We start from the raw sequence: 16,896 nt of genomic DNA, 5'->3' as shown, positions 1-16,896 counted from the left end.
GGTCGAACGGGATTTCAGCTACGATCGCCCGACTGCGACGGCGAGTGCGGGAGGGCGGCCTTGGCTCGATCGACCCCGGCGCGCGGCACCGCCGACGCGGATCGGGTCGCGCTGGGCGCCCGGCTGCGGCAGGCCCGCCGCGCCGCGGGGCTCACCCTGCGCGAGGTCGCGGGCGCCCTCTCAGTCAGCGCGGGCACCTGGAGCGCCGTGGAGAACGGTCGAACCAGGATCACCGACGACCGGATCGCCGCCGCCGCTGCCCTGCTGCGCACCCGGCCGGAAGACCTGGTGGAGTCCCCGGCGCGTCCCGGGAGCGGCTGGCGCGACTTCCCGCCGCTGGAGCTGGACCCACCGCTGGCGGGGGCGCTGGAGGCGTTCGTCGAGCTGGGCTACCACGGTGCGGGCGTGCGCGACATCGCCCAGCGGGCCGGGTTGTCCGTGCCCGGCGTCTACCACCACTGGGCGAGCAAGCAGGACCTGCTGGTGGCGCTGCTCGACCTGGCGGTGGCGGACCTGCTCGTCCGCGCCAGGGCGGCGCGGGCCGAGGGGGACGGGCCGGTGGAGCGGTTCACGCGGCTGGTCGAGTGCCTGGTGCTGTTCCACACGCACCGGCGCGACCTGGGGTTCATCGGCGCCAGTGAGATGCGCAGCCTGGAGGGGGAGAGCCGGGCGCGGATCACCGCGGCCCGGCAGGAGGTGCAGCGCATGGTCGACGACGAGGTGGCCGAGGGGTGCCGCCGCGGGCTGATGGGCACGCCGCTGCCGCACGAGGCCGCGCGCGCGGTGGTGACGATGTGCGCCGCGCTGCCGCAGTGGTGGTCACCGGAGGGGCCGTCGTCGCCGGAGGCGGTCGCCCGCGAGTACGTCGACTTCGCCCTCGACGTCGTCCGGTCCGGGCGCTCGCGTTGACAGCGAACCGGACAGCGGCCTAGCTTCGAACCGACCAAGCGCTCGGTTTGTTCAGGAGGCTTCCCGTGTCGGTGTACGTGCTCCCCGCGCCCTCTGACCGCGCCCGCGCGCTGTACGACCGCATGGTGGCCTTCATGCAGGAACAGGTCCTGCCCGCCGAGGCCGCCTACGCCGCGCACCGGGCGGCGGCTGGACCGGACGGGCACGAGGTGCCGCCGGTGGTCGAGGAGCTGAAGGTCGCGGCGCGGGCCGCGGGCCTGTGGAACCTGTTCCTCCCGGCCGAGTCGGGCCTGACGCAGCTTGAGTACGCGCCGATCGCCGAGCTGTCCGGCTGGAGCCTGGACATCGGTCCCGAGGTGATCAACTGCGCGGCCCCGGACACCGGCAACATGGAACTGCTGCACCTGCTCGGCACCGAGCAGCAGCGGCGCGACTGGCTCGCTCCCCTGCTGGCGGGCGAGATCCGCTCCGCGTTCGCCATGACCGAGCCCGAGGTGGCCAGCAGCGACGCCACCAACATCGCCACCCGCATCGAGCGCGACGGCGACCGGTACGTGGTCAACGGCCGCAAGTGGTGGACCAGCGGCGCCATGGACCCCCGCTGCGCCTTCTTCATCGTCATGGGCAAGACCGACCCGGCGGCCGAGGCGCACCGGCAGCAGTCGATGGTCATCGTGCCCCGCGACACCCCCGGGGTCGAGGTCGTGCGGGACCTGCCGGTGTTCGGCCACCACGACCAGCACGGCCACGCCGAGGTCCGGTTCACCGACGCGGCCGTGCCGGTGGGCAACATCGTCGGCGAGGAGGGCGGCGGGTTCGCCGCCGCGCAGGCCCGGCTCGGCCCCGGCCGCATCCACCACTGCATGCGCGCGCTCGGCGCGGCCGAGCGGGCGCTGGCCATGATGGTCGAGCGGGCGAGCACCCGGGTGGCGTTCGGCGGGCCGCTCGTCGACCAGGGCGTGGTGCGCCAGCAGATCGCCGAGTCCCGGCTGGAGGTCGAGCAGGCGCGGCTGCTGTGCCACCACGCCTGCCACGTGATCGACACCCAGGGCAACAAGGCCGCCCGCGACCTGGTGGCCATGGCCAAGGTCGCCGTGCCCCGGGCGGTCACCGCCGTGGTCGACCGCGCCATCCAGGTCCACGGCGGCGCGGGCATCACCGACGTCACGCCGCTGGCCGCGATGTACGGCTGGCACCGGGCGATGCGCCTGTTCGACGGGCCCGACGAGGTGCACCTGCGCTCGGTGGCGAAGGCCGAACTGCGCCGTACCCCCGTCCTCACCCCGCCGCGCGGCTAGCACTCGTCTCCGAAGAGGACCCGGCTGAGCGGATCAGCCGGGGTGGTCGCGTGCCGGGCGGGATCGCCGAGGCGGTGGACACAGCCGTGGCAGGATCGCGGTGTGATCGATTCCTGGACCTCGGTGGCCGGGTCGCGGACCCGCCGGGTCGTCGCCGAGTGGGTGTGGGGCTGGGCGTTGTCGCGCGGTGTCCCGGATCCCGTCGTGGAACCCGATGGCTACCGCATCGATGTCGGGTTGCCCGGGCACCGGGTGCGCTACGTCCTGCCGGACCCGGGTTCGGTCGGCCCGCGGGCCGCCGATCTCACCGAGCCCGGGACGTGGTTGAAGGTCTGCGGTTCGCCTGAGCAGGTGCGGCCGGGGCTGGGTTCGCGGTGGACCACCGGTGCGGCGGAGTACTTGATGAGCACCGGGCTGGGGGCACACCCGCCCATCACGCCACCGGATCCGTACACCGTGGAGCTGCGCGGCACCGGCGACGTGCACAACGTCGTCGTCCGCACCGCTGACGGGGGGTGCGCGGCGAAGGGGCAGGTCGCGGTGCGCGGTCGGGCCGCTGTCGTCGACATGGTGGAGACCGACCCCGCGCACCGCAGGCGGGGTCTCGGCAGCGTCGTCATGACCGAGCTGTCGCGGGTCGCCTCGACCCGTGGTGCGGTGCGCGCCGTGCTGGTCGCCACCGAAGCCGGGCTGGCGTTGTACCGGGGGCTCGGGTGGGTGGTCGAGTCGCCGATCACCGCCGCGCACCTGGCCGCTTAGCGGTCGCTGTCGTCCCGATACCCATCGTCCCTGCGAGGAGGAGTCCGCGTGGCGCACGACGTCACCGTTGCCGAGGAGCGGTCGGCATCGGTGTTCCGGAGCCGGGCCTTCCTCCGGCTCTGGACCGGTACCACCGCCTCCGGCATCGCCACCTGGGCGCTGCCGTTCATCCTCGGCCTCGCGGTGCTCGAACGGTCCATCACGGCGGTGGAGCTGGGGGTCGTGCTGGCCGCCCGTTCGGCGGGCTTCCTCGTCGCCGTGCCCGTGGCCGGGGTCCTGGCCGATCGCCGATCCCGCCGCCGGGTCGTGCTGTGGGCGGGTCTGGTCGCCGGGTTCGCCTCACCGGTCATCACCGTGGGCATGGGGTACTCGGTGGTGCTGATGGCCGCCGCGGCGGCGGTCGTCGGGGCCGGGCAGGGCGCGTGCAGGCCCGCCTTCCAGGCGCTGACCGCCGAGGTCGTCGCCGAGGGGCAGCGGCAGCAGGCCAACGCCGCGCTGACCCTCGCCGTCCGGGTCACCACCCTGGTGGCCCCGGGCCTGACCGCGCTGCTGGCCGTGGTGGTCGACACCCCGGCGCTGGTGGTCGCCACCGGCGTGCTGTGGCTGGGCGCCGCCCTCATCCCACCCGCCGGGCCCCGGCAGGCCCCGGCGGTGCCGGGCGCCACGACCCGCTTCACCGCCGACTTCCTCGACGGCGTGCGCGAGGCCCGCAGGCACCCGTGGTTCCTCGCCGGGCTCGGTGCCCTGACCGCGGTGATCGCCACCGGCTACGCCGCGACCGGCGTGGTGCTGCCCGTGGTCAGCCGCGACCGCTACGGCACCGAGGCCGTGCTCGCCGCGGCCCTGACCGCCTACACCGTCGGTGCGCTGGTGGGCGCGGTCGTCATCGCCCGCTGGAAGCCCGGCGCCCCCGGGTGGGCCGCGCTGGCGGGTCTGGCCTGCTACGGGTTCGCCCCGCTGAGCCTGCTGCTGCCCGTGCCCGCCGCGGTGGTCGTGGCCGCCTACGCCCTGGCGGGTCTGGGCATCGAGCTGTTCAACGTCCCGTGGTTCACCGCCACCCAGAAGGAGGTGGACCCCACCATGCTGGCCAGGGTGTCGTCGTTGGACTTCCTGCTGTCCTACGGGCTCGCCCCCGTCGGCCTGGCGGTGATCGCACCGGCGATCGACCACTTCGGACCGGGGCCGGTGCTGGCCGCCTGCGCCGCCGTCTGCTTCGCCGCTCCCGCCGCCGCCGCGCTGGTGCCGTCCGCGCGCGGGTTCCGGGTGGCCCGGTGACCGGCCCCGCCCGGTGTCAGGCGGCGGGGTGTTCGACGGGGTTGAGGTAGGGCAGGGAGTCCAGGGGCCGGTCGGTGAAGAAGTGGGCCATCAGGTCGGCCACTTCGGTGTCGCGTTCGAGGTGGGCGAGGTGGTCGGCTTCCTTGATGGTGGTGAAGCGGGCGCCGAGGGCGCGGGCGACCTCCCGGCCCCCGGCGGGCGGGGTGTAGGTGTCGTGTTCGCCGGTGGCGACGAGGGCGGGCATGGTGGCGGTGGGGGAGGCCGGGTACCAGGGGTGGGCGAGGATGCGCTCGCGGTGGGTGAAGTCCTGGGCGAGGACGCGCCTGCTGCGGTTGGCCATCATGTGGCGCATGTGCCGTTCCACGACCTTGCGCCGCTTCACCGGCAGGTGCGCCGGGGACAGGAACTCCGCCACGATGGCGTCGGCCAGCTCGTCGAACCGGCCTGCGTCCCACATCCGGGTCCAGAGCCGGGCGCGGGCCACCGCCTCGGGCGTCAGCGCCGGTGTGGTCGCGAACAGCATCAGGCGGCGGACCGCATGGGGGTGGTGGTGCGCCAACCGCAGGGCGATCGGGGACCCGAAGCAGCCCCCGAAGAGGTTGACGGGTCCCAGCGACAGCGCGCCGATGGCGTGGTGGACGGCCCCGGTCAGGAAGTCCGGGCCGTGCTCGGCGGGCAGGTGGTCGGAGTCCCCGTAGCCGGGGAGGTCGAAGGTCACCATGCTGGTGTGCTCCAGCAGTTGCCGCTCGTACCGCATCCAGGAGTGCCGGTACTGGGAGGAACCGCCGATGATGACGAGGGGTTCGGTGGCGCGGGCACCTGTGGTGGCGGTGCGGACCACGAACCGGAACCCGCGGTACTCCAGTTCGTGGTCGGCCGCGTGGACGCAGGCGGTGGTAGACATCGGGCCTGCATACCCGATCGCAGCCGGGGCTGATCACCACAACGGGGCGTTTCGCGGCCGGGTTCACTCGTACGAGTGGCGAAGCGCGGACACCGCAGGCTGATCCCGGTTCCGCGGTGCCGGGGACCGGTCACCGGGTGGCCACTGTCTATGCTGGCTCGATGCGCACACCCGCCGAGCCGACCTGGTGACCGCCCGCTTCGAGGAACTCGACTGGCGGCCGACGCCCCTGGGCGAACTCGTCCTGCGCCGCAGGCTCGACCCGGTGACCGGTCGGCAGGTCCACGAGATCAAGCTCGGCGACGAGTTCCTGATGTCGAGCATGTTCACCGCCTCCGAGGTCGCGCTGGGCAGGCTGGCCCTCGGCAGGCTGGACGGCACCGGGCTCGACGTGGTGGTCGGCGGGCTGGGGCTCGGCTTCACCGCGCGCACCGTCCTGGAGAGCGCCGCGGTCCGCTCGCTGGTCGTCGTGGACGCGCTGGCCGAGGTGATCGAGTGGCACGAGCGGGGCCTGATCCCCGCGGGCGCCGAACTGACCGCCGACCCCCGCTGCCGGTTCGTGCACGGCGACTTCTTCACCATGGCCCGCTCCGCGGACGGCCTCGACCCGGCCGAGCCGGGCAGGCGCTTCCACGCGATCGTCGTGGACATCGACCACTCCCCCAGGCACCTGCTGCACCCGGACAACGCGGTGTTCTACGCCCCGACCGGGCTGCGGCACCTCACGTCGATGCTGCACCCCGGCGGCGTGTTCGCCCTGTGGTCCAACGACCCGCCGGACGCGGAGTTCACCGAGGTCCTCTCCGGCGTGTTCGCCGACGCCGCCGCCGAGGTCGTCACCTTCGACAACCCCTTGCAGCAGCGCGACGCCACCGCCACCGTCTACCTCGGATCGGTCCCCGCCTGAGCGACCCCCGGGTGAACGCGGTGGGAACAAAGCCGTTGCCACCGCAGTGGTGGCCGGAGTTCACATCGTCGAAACCACTGGGGCGAACCACCTGTCCTAGGGTTTCGCCATCCTCGACGACATCGATCCCTTCATCGGCACGGCCGCCACCTCCCTGCCCGCGGCGCAGGGGCTGGCGGCCACCTGGTGGTGGCCGAAACCGCAGGTGGGCAACACCCACCCCGGGGCCACCTCCCCGCTCGGCATGGTGTCGGCCTGTGCCTACTCCGGCGCCTACCCCACCGGGTACGGGCTCTACACCAAGAACACCGAGGGCGTGCCCGAGGCGATGTTCGACCGGGTGCTGGCCTCCGGGTTCACCCACTTCCAGCAGTCCGGCACCGGGGCGATCCGCAAGTACTACAACTACGTGCGCGTCACCCCGATGGTGCAGCCGCTGGACACCCTCGGGCAGGCGTGGCCGCTGCACGACGAGACCGCCGAGGCCGGGTACTACGCGGCGACCCTCGACACCGGGATCCGCTCGGAGATCACCGTCGGCGAGAAGGTCGCCGTGCACCGCTACACCTTCCCCGAGAACCGCAGCGCCCGGATCGTCGTCGACCTGTCCTGCGGCGGGCTGGCGATCGACCACGGCCGCACGGTGCCGCTGCGGGCGCACGTGGAGAGCACCGGCAACGGCCGCGCCCAGGGCACCGTCGTGGTCGAGGGGGTGCCGCTGTCGGTGCACGTGGAGGTCGACAGCCCCGGCTGGCGCCAGATGCTCTGGCACGACCGCAGGCTGATCGAGGGCGGCACGCGGCTGGACTTCGACCGCATCCGGCACACCACGCTGCGCCCGTTCGGGCTGCTGTTCATGGGCCCCACCGGCGCCGGGCAGAGCGTGGAGGTGCGGATCGGGTTCTCGCTGCGCGGCTGCGAGCAGGCCAGGGACAACCTGCACCGGGAGTGCGGCGGGGCGGTGTCGGCGTTCGACAGCGTCCACGCGCAGACCAGGGACCGCTGGCGCGACCACGTCGGCCGGATCGAGGTCGAGGGCGGGTCACCGGCGCGGCGGCGGGTGTTCGCGACCTCGCTGTACCACTCGCTGATCAAGCCGTGCTTCGCCGACGACGAGAGCCCGTTCTGGCCGACGGCCGGGCCGTACGCCTTCGACGTGTGCACCATGTGGGACATCTACAAGACCCAGCTCCCGCTGCTCGCCGCCATCTGCCCCGACCGGGCCGGGGACCTGCTGGAGTCGCTGATCCGGGTGTGCGAGGAGGAGGGCAACTTCCCCATCGGCTACCGGATGGCCCGCGGCGCCGACCGGTTCTTCCGGCAGGCCAGCGCGCTGGCGCACACCGCGCTGGCCGACGCGCACGCCCTGGGCCTCGGCGACCTGGACTGGAACTGGGCGCTGGTGCACATGGAGGGCGACCTGCGCCGGATGTACGGCGAGGACTTCTACGAGCACGGCGTGGTGCACCCGATCTCGCACACCCTCGACCTCGCCTACGCCTACCACTGCACCTCCGGGGTGGCCAGGGCGCTCAACGACAGCAGGCTCGCCGACGACCTCGACGCCCGCGCCCGCCTGTGGACCAACGCGTTCGACCCGGCCACCGGCCTGCTGCGCGACTCGTCGTTCTACGAGGGCGGCAAGTGGAACTACTCGTTCCGCATCCTGCACGACATGGCGGGCCGGATCGCCATGGCCGGTGGCGACGAGGCGTTCGTGACCATGCTCGACCAGTTCTTCGGCCGCGGCGCCCCCCGGGTGGTGCAGCCGGGCAAGCGCCCGGACCAGACGGTCATGGCGGCGGGGTACGCGCTGAACCGGTTCGAGGGCCTCAACAACGAGCCGGACATGGAAGCGCCGTGGTCCTACCACTACGCGGGCAGGCCGGACCGCACCGCCGAGGTGGTGCACGCGGCGCTGACCTGGCAGTTCGGCACCGGCCCCGGTGGGCTGCCGGGCAACGACGACTCCGGCGGGCTCAGCTCCTGGTACGTGTGGGCCTCGCTCGGGCTGTTCCCGGTCGCCGGGCAGAACCTGTTCCTGGTCAACGCCCCCGCGTTCGAGCGCGCCACCATCCACACCGGACGCGGGGACTTCGTCGTGGAGACCAGCGGCCACCGCGAGACGCCGATCAGCTCCGACGGGCCGGAGCAGGCACCGCCGCCGCAGTACGTGCAATCGGCCCGGCTCAACGGCAAGCCGCTGAAAGCCGCGCACATCAGCGGGTCCGACCTGCACGCGGGCGGCACCCTGCACCTGGAGTTGGGCCCCGAACCCTCTGGGTGGGGGCACCGGATCCGCCCGCCGTCATCATCCGACCTGTTCGGGACGGGAGCACGCCCATGACACGACCGAACCGCCGCCTCGTCATCGTCGTCCGCGCGGACCCGGTGATCTGCGGGCACTCCGGTGAGGCGCGCAACCTCGCCGAGGTCGCCCGCACCCGGGGCTTCGACGACGTCCGCCTGCTCACCTGGCCGATACCGGCGCTGCAGGCGGCGGGCCTGCCGCTGAAACCGCTCGACCGGATCACCCCCTACAGCGACGGCATCACGGTGGAGCGACCGGAACCGGTCGGCGACTACCGGGTGCCGGACGGCCGGTACGTGGCCGGGCTGACCGGGCGCCTGGTCGAGCTGCTCGCCGAGCCGGTCCCGACCACGTGCCTGTCGATGTACCTGGCCCCGCACGACGTGGTCGTCGGCGACGCCGTCGCCGCGGCGCGGGCGGCGGGCTACGCCCCCGACGTGCGCACCATGGCCAAGGCGGTGGGGTCGGACGTCACCAACGTGATCCGCTCCTGCCTGCGCGAGGGCCGCTTCGGCGCGGCGGTGGTCCTGTTCACCACGTTCCTGGCCAACGACCGGGTGCTGGCGGTCTCGGAGTACACCCGCCAGGAGATCATCGCCTCGGCGCGGGACGTGGACGTCCACTGCGGCACCCGCTTCGCCGAGGAGTGCGCGCGGCGGGTCGCCGTCAGCTACCCGCCGATCGACACCTCGGCCTACCTCGACCTGGACCCGGTCGCGGTGGACGCGGCACTGGCCCGGCGGGGCCTGGAGCGCGACGGCTACGTGCTGTTCCTGTCCCGGGTGGCGCGCGCCAAGGGCATCTACGACCTGGTGACCGCGTTCGCCCGGTCCCGGGCGCGGTCGAAGGTCAAGCTGGTCGTGGCGGGCAACGGCCCGGCCCTGGACCACCTCCGCGCCCTCACCGGGGACGACGACCGCATCGTGCACCTCGACGACGTGGACGACGAGGAGAAGCCGCTGCTCATGCGCGGCTGCGCGGCCTACGCGCTGCCGACCAAGCCCGAACCGGAGTTCGTCGAGACCTTCGGCATCGCCCTCACGGAGAAGATGCTCGCGGGCGGCGGCCCGGTGATCACCACGACCACCGGCGGGACCGGCGAGGCGGTGGGCGACACGGCGATCCTCGTGGCGGCGGGCGACGTCGCGGGCATCGCCGCGGCGATCGACCGGGTGGTGCTGGAGATGTCGCCCGAGGAGCGCGCGGCCATGGAGGTCCGCGCCCGCGACCACGCCATGACCTTCGACCGGGCCCGCGTCTTCGACGACCTGTTCACCGCACCGGACCCGATCACCCTGGCCACCCCCCGCTCCCGCACGGCGTAGCGCGGTCAGGCGGGGTCGCCGTCCGGGGGCGGCAGGTCCAGCACCCGGGCGGCCCAGGGCAGGGCGGTGCCCACCTGGGTGCGCTGGACGACGCGCACGCGCGGGGCGGTCGGGATGACCGGCAACCCGGCCCGGGCGGCGTAGAAACCGGTCGCGATGGCGGGCATCGCCGGGTCGAGGTCGAGGACGTCCTCGGGACGCGGGCCTCCCTCCGCGTGCAGGCTCGGCAGCCAGAAGGCGACGTCGACCTGCGGATCGCCCAGGGCGGCGTGGTTCCAGTCGAACAGCACCGCCGCGCCGCCGCGCAGGCACAGGTTGTCGCTGCGGACGTCGAGGTGCAGGGTGGCGGTGCCGGTGAGCGCTTCCGGGGTGGCCGCCTCCAGCAGGACCGGCAGCGCGCGGTCGAGCCAGGCGGGGGAACACAAGCCCAGGGACAGGAAGGGGCCTGGGTCCTCGGCGACCACGGGCCAGCCGTCCGCGGCTTGGTGGTCCGTGTCGATCTTCGGCAGGTCCAGCGGGGTCGCGTGCACCTCGTCCAGGGTGTCCAGGACCGCGTCTACCGAGTCCCGGGTCCACGGCGGGGGCCAGGTGGCGCCGGTGAGGTCTTCGAGCACGAGCAGGGGTTCGGCGCCGTCGTCGTCCCACCCCAGGAGTTCGGGGAGGAACGCGGCGCTGAGCCTGCTGTAGACCGCGTGCTCGGCCCGCAGCCAGGACGCGGTCAGCGGCTCCCGCGCCACCTTGACGAACGCCGAGTGGCCCGCGCCGGTCCGCACGACCCACCGCTGGTTCGGGGCGTAGCCGCGGTCGGTCACCGCCCGCGCCCGCACGACCGGGGAGCCCAGGATGTGCCGGACCCGTTCAGCGGTGGCCTCGTCGAGGTTCATGGCGGAGAACGGTAGCCGCGGCCCAGGTGCCCGCACGACCCGTTTAGCCGCCCGGAGCGGCGCGGCGAGCCCGCCACCGAGGCGCCCACCGCGCTGTCACGGCCGGTCGTCGAAGAGCTGCACCCAGCGGCCGTCGAAGCCGCCGTTCGCGGCGGTGTACCACTGCCCGGTCAACCAGGTCCCCGCTTCCCGCCTCTCGGCGGTGTCGACGACGCCGGTGTGCACGAAGAAGTCGTGCTGCCGCCAGTACGCGCCGTGCGAGGCGGGGTCGCCGCTGGCCGCACCGCGGCTGCGGCCCAGGCTGTCGAGGCCGAGGCCCTGGTAGCCGCCGAAGTCGTCGGAACCGGAGATGGTGTCGGCGTTCTCCTCGCCGGAGTAGGCGCCGTAGAACCAGTTCTTCGACAGGATGCCCTCGCGGCCGTCGGTCAGGTCGGACCGGCCGGAGTCGCGGGAGGCGGTGTGGAAGCGCTGGAGCCCCGCGGTGACCTCGACCGCACCGGACTCCGAGGTCACCGCCGACTCCAGCAGGACGTCGCTGGACTTGTCGCTGAGCCAGTGGGTGGCCCAAGCCGCGTGTTGCCAGTGGGTGGGGATGATGTCGGCGAGGTCCTGCAACTCGTAGGTCACCCGCTTGGTGGCCCGCCAGGGGACCTCCGTGTCGTCGTCGACCTTGCTGGCGAGGTCGAAGGCGGTCGCCGGGGTCACCGCCCCCGCCCGCAGCGCCGCCACCGCGCCGGTGGAGCGCTCCGGGACGAAGACGTAGTGGACGTTCTTGTCGCTGTCGTTGTTGATGTCGACCTCGGCCGTGCCCGTGCCCTCGACCCGCGACGCCACGGTGGCCCAGGAGTCGGTGACGAACCGCAGCTCGTGGCCGTGGCGGTTGACCGTCACCGAGTCCAGGTCGCTGCCGTCGGCCTGCCACAGCATCAGGTGCCTGCCGGTCGGGGCGGTCATGAAGTTGACGCCGCGGCGCATCACGTGGTCCTTGTGGTCGGTGATGGTGGCGTACACGGGGGTTTCGCCGGTACCGGGGTCTCCGGTGACGCCGTGCAGCACGATCTCGACGCGCTCCCAGTCGTGGATGTCCTTGAAGTCCTTGTCGGCCGCGTTGTAGACGTGGTAGATCAGGACGAGGTCCTTGGTGCCGCTGCTGGTGTACTCGATCAGGGCGGTGTAGAGGGTGGGCCGGATGCGCCAGTCGGGGTGGGCCCCGGCCAGGGTGTACTGGTTGACCTCGCGCCAGTTCACCCGGTTGTTCGAGAAGTTCCCGTCGCGGTCGAAGTCGTAGTTCGACAGCCAGTCGGTGCCCTCGCGGCCGCTGCTCTCGTCCCCGCGCTTGAAGATGACGGGCGCGTAGTGGGAGAGGTACGCCTGCCGCTGGGCCGCGGTCAACGTCCACGCCGCCGCCGACGCACTGCCCACCCCCGGCACCGCCGGCGACGCCGCCACCAGGAGCAGGAACACGACCAACCCGCGAACGGCCTTCAGCACCGCACACCCCTCCCGACGTCACCTGGTGATCAGGCTAGTGACCCCGGGCGGGTGGCCACATCGGTCAGTCGGAGTCAGTTCCTTGCCGACCGATGCCGCGCCCGCGGTGTCAGGGGGCCGTGTCCGCCCAGGTGACCGGCAGCTCGTGGACGCCGTAGATGTTCATGTCGGTCCTGAGCCGCACCTCGCCTGCCGGGACGGCGAGCCGGAGGGTCGGGAAGCGGCGCAGCAGCCCGCCGAAGCCCGCCCGCATCTCGATGCGGGCCAACTGCTGGCCGAGGCACTGGTGGATGCCGTGGCCGAAGGACATGTGGCCGCGGGCCTTGCGGTGGACGTCCAGGGTGTCGGGGTCGTCGAAGCGCCGGGGGTCGCGGTTGGCGGCCAGCAGCGCGAGGACGACGGTCGAGCCCTCCGGGATCGTCTCGCCACCGAGTTCGATGTCCTCCGTGGCGTAGCGGTAGAGGAAGTCGACGACGGCCAGGTGGCGCAGGAGTTCCTCGACGGCACCGGGCAGCAGGTCCGGGTCGGCGCGCAGTTCGGCGAACAGGTCGGGGTGCTCCAGGAGCGCGAAGGTGCCCAGGGCAAGCATGTTCGCGGTGGTGTCGTGGCCCGCCACCAGCAGCACGAAGGCGATGCCGACCAGTTCCTCGGTGCTGAGGTCGTCGTTGCGGGCCAGGTCGGACAGCAGGTCCTCACCGGGGGTGGCGCGCTTGCCCGCGACCAGTTGCGCGAGGTAGGTGGTCAGTTCGGTGTACGCGGCCATCTTGTCGTCGAGCGAGATGTCCTTGACGAGGATCTTGGCGGAGTTGACCTGGAAGTTCTCCCGGTCCGCGTAGGGCACGCCGAGCATTTCGCAGATCACCAGCGACGGCACCGGCAGCGCGAACTGCCTGACCAGGTCGACCGGCGGGGTCAGGCGCGCCATCTCGTCCAACTGCCGTTCGACGATGGCGACGATGTGCTCTTCGAGCTGCCGCATGCGCTGGACGGTGAACGCCCCGGTGAGCGTGCGCCGCAGCCGGGTGTGGTCGGGCGGGTCCATGGAGATGAACACGCCCGGCTCCGGTGGGGACGGTTCGGTCATGGCGGGCATGCCGGGGGTCTCGTAGGGCAGGTGCAGGACGCCGATGTCCTGCCGTGAGCTGAACCGGGTGTCGGCCATGGCCTGGCGGACCGCGTCGTAGCCGGTGACGAGCCAGCCCTGGTGGCCGTCGGGGAAGAGCATGGGGCTGACCGGGCGGCCCTCGCGCAGCCGGGTGATGCGGCTGGGCGGGTCGAAGGGACCGGCGTCGCGGTCGAGGGGCAGGCCGTGCGGGGTGGGGACCGTCGAGGTCATCGGGTTTCCTTTCGGGGAGGGTGGTCAGCGGGCGTACTCGCGGTTGAACAACCGCTTCGACCAGAGGTAGCCGCCGAGGGCGATCAGGGCGCACCAGCCGAGGGCGACGGCGGCGTTCGACCCGAGCGGGGTGCCCATCAGCAGGCCGCGCAGGGTCTCGATGATCGGGGTGAACGGCTGGTACTCGGCGAACCAGCGCAACCCGGCGGGCATGGAGTCGGTGGGGACGAACCCGCTGCCCAGGAACGGCAGGAGCAGCAGCGGCATCCCCACGTTGCTGGCGGCCTCGACGCTCTTGCTCACCTGCCCGAGCGCGACGGACAACCAGACCAGCGCGAACGTCAGGGCCACCAGGAAGCCCGCCGTGGCCAGCCACCCGCCCACCCCGGCGGCGGGCCGGAAGCCGACCAGCAGGGCCACGCCGATCACGACCGCCAGGGCGAACGCCGCCTGGATGACGCTGCCCAGCACGTGCCCGGTCAGCACCGAGACGCGGGCGATGTGCATCGTGCGGAACCGGGCGATGATGCCCTCGGTCAGGTCCATGGCGACGGAGATCGCGGTCCCCTGGACCACAGCCGTCACGGTCATCAGGATGATCGCGGGGGTGACGTAGTTGACGTACGCGTCCCGCCCCCCGGACGCCCCGCCGAGCCCCGCGCCCAGGGTGCCGCCGAAGACGTAGACGAACAGCAGCAGGAACACGATCGGCATCCCGACGAGCATCACGGTCAGCGACGGGTAGCGCAGCATGTGCTTGAGGTTGCGGCGCAGCATGGTCGCCGAGTCGCGCAGCGGGTGGAACCGGAGGTCGGCCGGGGCGGGTCCGGCGGGGGTGGGGGTGCTCATCGGGAGGTCACCTTCTCGTCGTGGGGGTTGCCGGTGAGGGCGAGGAAGACGTCGTCGAGGTCGGGGGTGTGCACGGACAGCTCGTCGACCTCGATGGCCCGGTCGTCGAGCCGGTCGATCAGGGTCTTGAGCGAGCGGAGGCTGCCGTCGCTGGGCACCCGCAGGGCGAGGGCGTCGTCGTCGCGGGACACCTCGCCCAGCAGTCGGGTGGCGGCGTCGAGGCCGAGCTGGTCGGCGAACCGCAGGCGGACGTGCCCGCCCGGGATGCGGCGCTTGAGCTCGTCCGCGGTCCCCTCGGCGACGAGCCTGCCGCGGTCGAGGACCGCGATCCGGTCGGCCAGCTCGTCGGCCTCCTCCAGGTACTGGGTGGTCAGGAAGATGGTGACGCCGCCCGCCACCAGGTCCCGGACGATCTGCCACATGCCCCGGCGGCTGCGCGGGTCCAGGCCGGTGGTCGGCTCGTCGAGGAAGATCACCCGGGGGCTGCCGACCAGGGTCATGGCCAGGTCGAGTCGCCGCCGCATCCCCCCGGAGTACGTGGAGACCGGCTTCCCGGCCGCCTCGACCAGGTCGAACTGCTCCAGCAGCCGCCCGGCGCGGCGCTTGCCGTCGCCCCGGGGGAGGTGGTGCAGGTCCGCCATCAGGTGCAGGTTCTCCCGGCCGGTGAGCAGGTTGTCCACCGCGGAGAACTGGCCGGTGACACCGATCGAGGCGCGCACGGCGTCCGGTTCGGTCGCGAGGTCGTGCCCGGCGACCCTGGCGCTCCCGGCGTCGGCGCCGATCAGGGTGGACAGGATCTTGACCGTGGTGGTCTTCCCGGCGCCGTTCGCGCCGAGCAGCGAGAAGACCGTTCCGCGCTGGACGTCCAGGTCGATGCCGTCGAGGACGACGTGGTCGCCGAAGGACTTGCGCAGCCCGGTGGCCGCGATCGCCGAGTGCTGGGTGTGCATGGGATTTCCCTTTCCGGGTGGGAGGAGCGGGTCAGGAGCGGCGGATGGTGATGGCGCCGAACGAGGTCTGCGCGCGCACCTCGACGGTCTCGTCGGACTCCTCCGGGCTGGTCGCGTTCTCCAGCAGGTTGCGCACCTGCCCGAAGCCGGTGTTGACCTCCAGCCAGGCGGCGGTGCCCTCGGCGATGCCGATGTCCAGGTCGCCCATCGCGGTGCCGAGGTCGACCGAGCCGCGGGCCACCTCGCCGACGCGGATGCTGCCGTTGGACGTCTTCGCCTCGACCCCGGCGCCCGCCCGGTCGACGGAGATGTCCCCGTTGGCCGAGCGCACCCGCACGTCGCCGGTGACCCCGGCGAGCGCGGTGTCGCCGTTGGAGTTCTTGACCACCACGGAGCCGTCGGTGTCGCCGATGCGGACCTTCCCGGAGCCGGTGTGGATCTCGGCGTTGCCCGCGACGCCGTCCGCGGTCACGTGCCCGGCAGCGGTGTCCACGCGCAGCGGGCCGGTCCGCTCCAGCCGGACGTTCCCGGCGGCGGTCTTGAACCGGCACTCGCCGAGCCTGCCCGTGCCGGTGAGGTCCCCCATCTGCACCTCGCCGGTCACCTGCGAGCCGCTGGGCAGGTCGATGGACACCTCCACCGACCTGGTCTTGCGGGAGAAGTCGAAAGCGCGCGACTTCGGCCCCACGACCTGGAGCACGCCGCCCGCGTAGTCGACGCGGACCCGCTCGGCTGCCTGCACGTCCGAGTCGTTCGACTCGTCGCTCGGGCGGATGTCGACGGAGGTGTCGGGGCGGTCGCTCGCGGTGATCCGCAGGTTGCCGACACCGAGTTCGACGGTGACGGAGATCGGTTCGGGCGTGTCGAAAATGGGCATGGCTGTCCCCTCGTCATGGGTTGGTTCCGCATCCCCGCAGGTCAGGGACGCGTGTGGTGGGGCGGTGGGGCTAGCGGACCCAGCCGGTGAGGCGCTGCTGGGTGCGCTTGGCGCCGGTGCGCTGCTCGGGCCGCTGGTCGCGGTCGGCGCGCTGCAGGGCGGTCGAGGCAGCGCGGACCAGCCAGGCGTTGACCGAGCGCCCCTCCTTGGCGGCGGCCTCCTCGACCGCGGCCTTGAGCTGCTCGGGGAGGCGCACGTTGATCCGCGAGCTGGGGCCGTCCTCGGCGATCAGCGGGCCGCCGTCGGCCACCACCGGGTCCTCCTCGACCGGGGCCTCGACCGGTTCGGCGGGTGGTGCGGTCACCACGAAGTTCGGATCGCGTCCGCGCAGGCGCAGTTCGACCGAGCCGGGGGCCAGGTCGCTGGTGATCTCGTCGGCCGCGGCGGACAGCGCCTCCAGCAGCGTCATCCGGATCGCCGATTCGAGCGACCCGGTCAGGCGCTCGACCAGCCGCCGCGCCTCGTCGCCGCTGGCTTCGGCGAGCGTGGCGAACTCGCGCCCGAGGTTGCTCACATAGGAGGTCAAGTCCATGGCACCAGCATGGCACATGCATGGCACCACAGCAAGCCATCATGGCTCAGGCTGACGCCAAGGCGGCACCAGATGGCACTTTGAAACTGAAAAGCACTGGTCACAGCGGTGCCGTCCGATGACCTGGGGCGCTCCGGCGATGCGCGGGATGTGGGCTGCGCGTTCGTCACGCCCGCCACAACCTCCCGCCGAAGTTGTTCGGTGCGGTACTAGAGCCACGGGTCGGCGC

Annotated in this window: 15 protein-coding genes; 7 read left to right on the top strand and 8 right to left on the bottom strand. The window is 72.7% G+C overall.

Going from position 1 to position 16,896, the window contains the following annotated elements; genetic code table 11:
• The first annotated feature begins 60 nt into the window (after positions 1-60).
• From L6E12_RS22515 to L6E12_RS22500, 4 genes are all read left to right on the top strand, one after another.
• The gene (locus tag L6E12_RS22515) at positions 61-909 is read left to right on the top strand and encodes a helix-turn-helix domain-containing protein (protein WP_236229907.1); all 849 of its coding nucleotides are present in this window, start codon (positions 61-63) and stop codon (positions 907-909) included.
• A gap of 65 nt (positions 910-974) precedes the next feature.
• Positions 975-2,207 (top strand): acyl-CoA dehydrogenase family protein, encoded by a 1,233-nt coding sequence (locus L6E12_RS22510; RefSeq protein ID WP_308075122.1) that lies wholly within the window; start codon positions 975-977, stop codon positions 2,205-2,207.
• Positions 2,208-2,309: 102 nt separating this feature from the next.
• Positions 2,310-2,966: a GNAT family N-acetyltransferase gene (locus L6E12_RS22505; RefSeq protein WP_236229906.1), complete on the top strand. Its 657-nt coding sequence runs from the start codon at positions 2,310-2,312 to the stop codon at positions 2,964-2,966.
• 90 nt (positions 2,967-3,056) lie between these two features.
• Positions 3,057-4,241 (top strand): MFS transporter, encoded by a 1,185-nt coding sequence (locus L6E12_RS22500; RefSeq protein WP_236229934.1) that lies wholly within the window; start codon positions 3,057-3,059, stop codon positions 4,239-4,241.
• A 16-nt stretch (positions 4,242-4,257) separates the two neighbouring features.
• Here L6E12_RS22500 and L6E12_RS22495 read toward each other — a convergent pair whose 3' ends face one another.
• Positions 4,258-5,145 carry an alpha/beta fold hydrolase gene (locus L6E12_RS22495; protein ID WP_236229905.1) on the bottom strand — a complete coding sequence of 296 codons (888 nt, stop codon included), beginning with the start codon at positions 5,143-5,145 and terminating at the stop codon, positions 4,258-4,260.
• Between the two features lie 187 nt (positions 5,146-5,332).
• Here L6E12_RS22495 and L6E12_RS22490 point away from each other — a divergent pair, with 187 nt between their 5' ends.
• From L6E12_RS22490 to L6E12_RS22480, 3 genes are all read left to right on the top strand, one after another.
• Positions 5,333-6,052, top strand: a complete 720-nt coding sequence (locus L6E12_RS22490) for a spermidine synthase (protein WP_236229904.1) — start codon at positions 5,333-5,335, stop codon at positions 6,050-6,052.
• A gap of 109 nt (positions 6,053-6,161) precedes the next feature.
• Positions 6,162-8,399 (top strand): GH92 family glycosyl hydrolase, encoded by a 2,238-nt coding sequence (locus tag L6E12_RS35145; RefSeq protein WP_308075127.1) that lies wholly within the window; start codon positions 6,162-6,164, stop codon positions 8,397-8,399.
• On the top strand, positions 8,396-9,688 hold the full coding sequence (locus L6E12_RS22480; RefSeq protein ID WP_236229903.1) for a glycosyltransferase: 1,293 nt from the start codon (positions 8,396-8,398) through the stop codon (positions 9,686-9,688). Before L6E12_RS35145 ends, L6E12_RS22480 begins: the two co-directional genes overlap by 4 nt.
• 5 nt (positions 9,689-9,693) lie before the next feature.
• On the opposite strand, the gene L6E12_RS22475 is transcribed toward L6E12_RS22480, so the two are convergent.
• The 7 genes from L6E12_RS22475 to L6E12_RS22445 form a co-directional block, all read right to left on the bottom strand.
• Positions 9,694-10,572: a phosphotransferase gene (locus L6E12_RS22475; protein WP_236229902.1), complete on the bottom strand. Its 879-nt coding sequence runs from the start codon at positions 10,570-10,572 to the stop codon at positions 9,694-9,696.
• A 96-nt stretch (positions 10,573-10,668) separates the two neighbouring features.
• The gene (locus L6E12_RS22470; RefSeq protein WP_236229901.1) at positions 10,669-12,063 is read right to left on the bottom strand and encodes a hypothetical protein; all 1,395 of its coding nucleotides are present in this window, start codon (positions 12,061-12,063) and stop codon (positions 10,669-10,671) included.
• 109 nt (positions 12,064-12,172) lie between these two features.
• Entirely contained in the window at positions 12,173-13,399 is a 1,227-nt protein-coding gene (locus L6E12_RS22465) for a cytochrome P450 (RefSeq protein WP_236229900.1), read from the bottom strand.
• Between the two features lie 24 nt (positions 13,400-13,423).
• Positions 13,424-14,248, bottom strand: coding sequence for an ABC transporter permease (locus L6E12_RS22460; RefSeq protein WP_236229899.1), 825 nt, complete (start codon positions 14,246-14,248; stop codon positions 13,424-13,426).
• Complete coding sequence (locus tag L6E12_RS22455) at positions 14,245-15,198, bottom strand: ATP-binding cassette domain-containing protein (protein ID WP_236229898.1); 954 nt, start codon at positions 15,196-15,198, stop codon at positions 14,245-14,247. Before L6E12_RS22455 ends, L6E12_RS22460 begins: the two co-directional genes overlap by 4 nt.
• A gap of 31 nt (positions 15,199-15,229) precedes the next feature.
• Positions 15,230-16,075 carry a DUF4097 family beta strand repeat-containing protein gene (locus L6E12_RS22450; RefSeq protein WP_236229897.1) on the bottom strand — a complete coding sequence of 282 codons (846 nt, stop codon included), beginning with the start codon at positions 16,073-16,075 and terminating at the stop codon, positions 15,230-15,232.
• Positions 16,076-16,145: 70 nt separating this feature from the next.
• The gene (locus tag L6E12_RS22445; protein ID WP_236229896.1) at positions 16,146-16,667 is read right to left on the bottom strand and encodes a YlcI/YnfO family protein; all 522 of its coding nucleotides are present in this window, start codon (positions 16,665-16,667) and stop codon (positions 16,146-16,148) included.
• Between the last annotated feature and the right edge of the window lie 229 nt (positions 16,668-16,896).

The sequence above is a fragment of the Actinokineospora sp. PR83 genome (assembly GCF_021056305.1).
In the GTDB taxonomy this organism is placed as follows: domain Bacteria; phylum Actinomycetota; class Actinomycetes; order Mycobacteriales; family Pseudonocardiaceae; genus Actinokineospora; species Actinokineospora spheciospongiae.
The sequence above is the reverse complement of the archived record's forward strand: the minus strand, read 5'-3'. Positions and strand labels throughout refer to the sequence as shown.

Bases quoted from the DNA above. Each gene is read 5' to 3' on its own strand.
- L6E12_RS22495 (WP_236229905.1), bottom strand. From the start codon at position 5,145: ATGTCTACCACCGCCTGCGTCCACGCGGCCGACCACGAACTGGAGTAC.
- L6E12_RS22480 (WP_236229903.1), top strand. From the start codon at position 8,396: ATGACACGACCGAACCGCCGCCTCGTCATCGTCGTCCGCGCGGACCCG.
- L6E12_RS22475 (WP_236229902.1), bottom strand. From the start codon at position 10,572: ATGAACCTCGACGAGGCCACCGCTGAACGGGTCCGGCACATCCTGGGC.
- L6E12_RS22465 (WP_236229900.1), bottom strand. From the start codon at position 13,399: ATGACCTCGACGGTCCCCACCCCGCACGGCCTGCCCCTCGACCGCGAC.
- L6E12_RS22460 (WP_236229899.1), bottom strand. From the start codon at position 14,248: ATGAGCACCCCCACCCCCGCCGGACCCGCCCCGGCCGACCTCCGGTTC.
- L6E12_RS22455 (WP_236229898.1), bottom strand. From the start codon at position 15,198: ATGCACACCCAGCACTCGGCGATCGCGGCCACCGGGCTGCGCAAGTCC.
- L6E12_RS22450 (WP_236229897.1), bottom strand. From the start codon at position 16,075: ATGCCCATTTTCGACACGCCCGAACCGATCTCCGTCACCGTCGAACTC.
- L6E12_RS22445 (WP_236229896.1), bottom strand. From the start codon at position 16,667: ATGGACTTGACCTCCTATGTGAGCAACCTCGGGCGCGAGTTCGCCACG.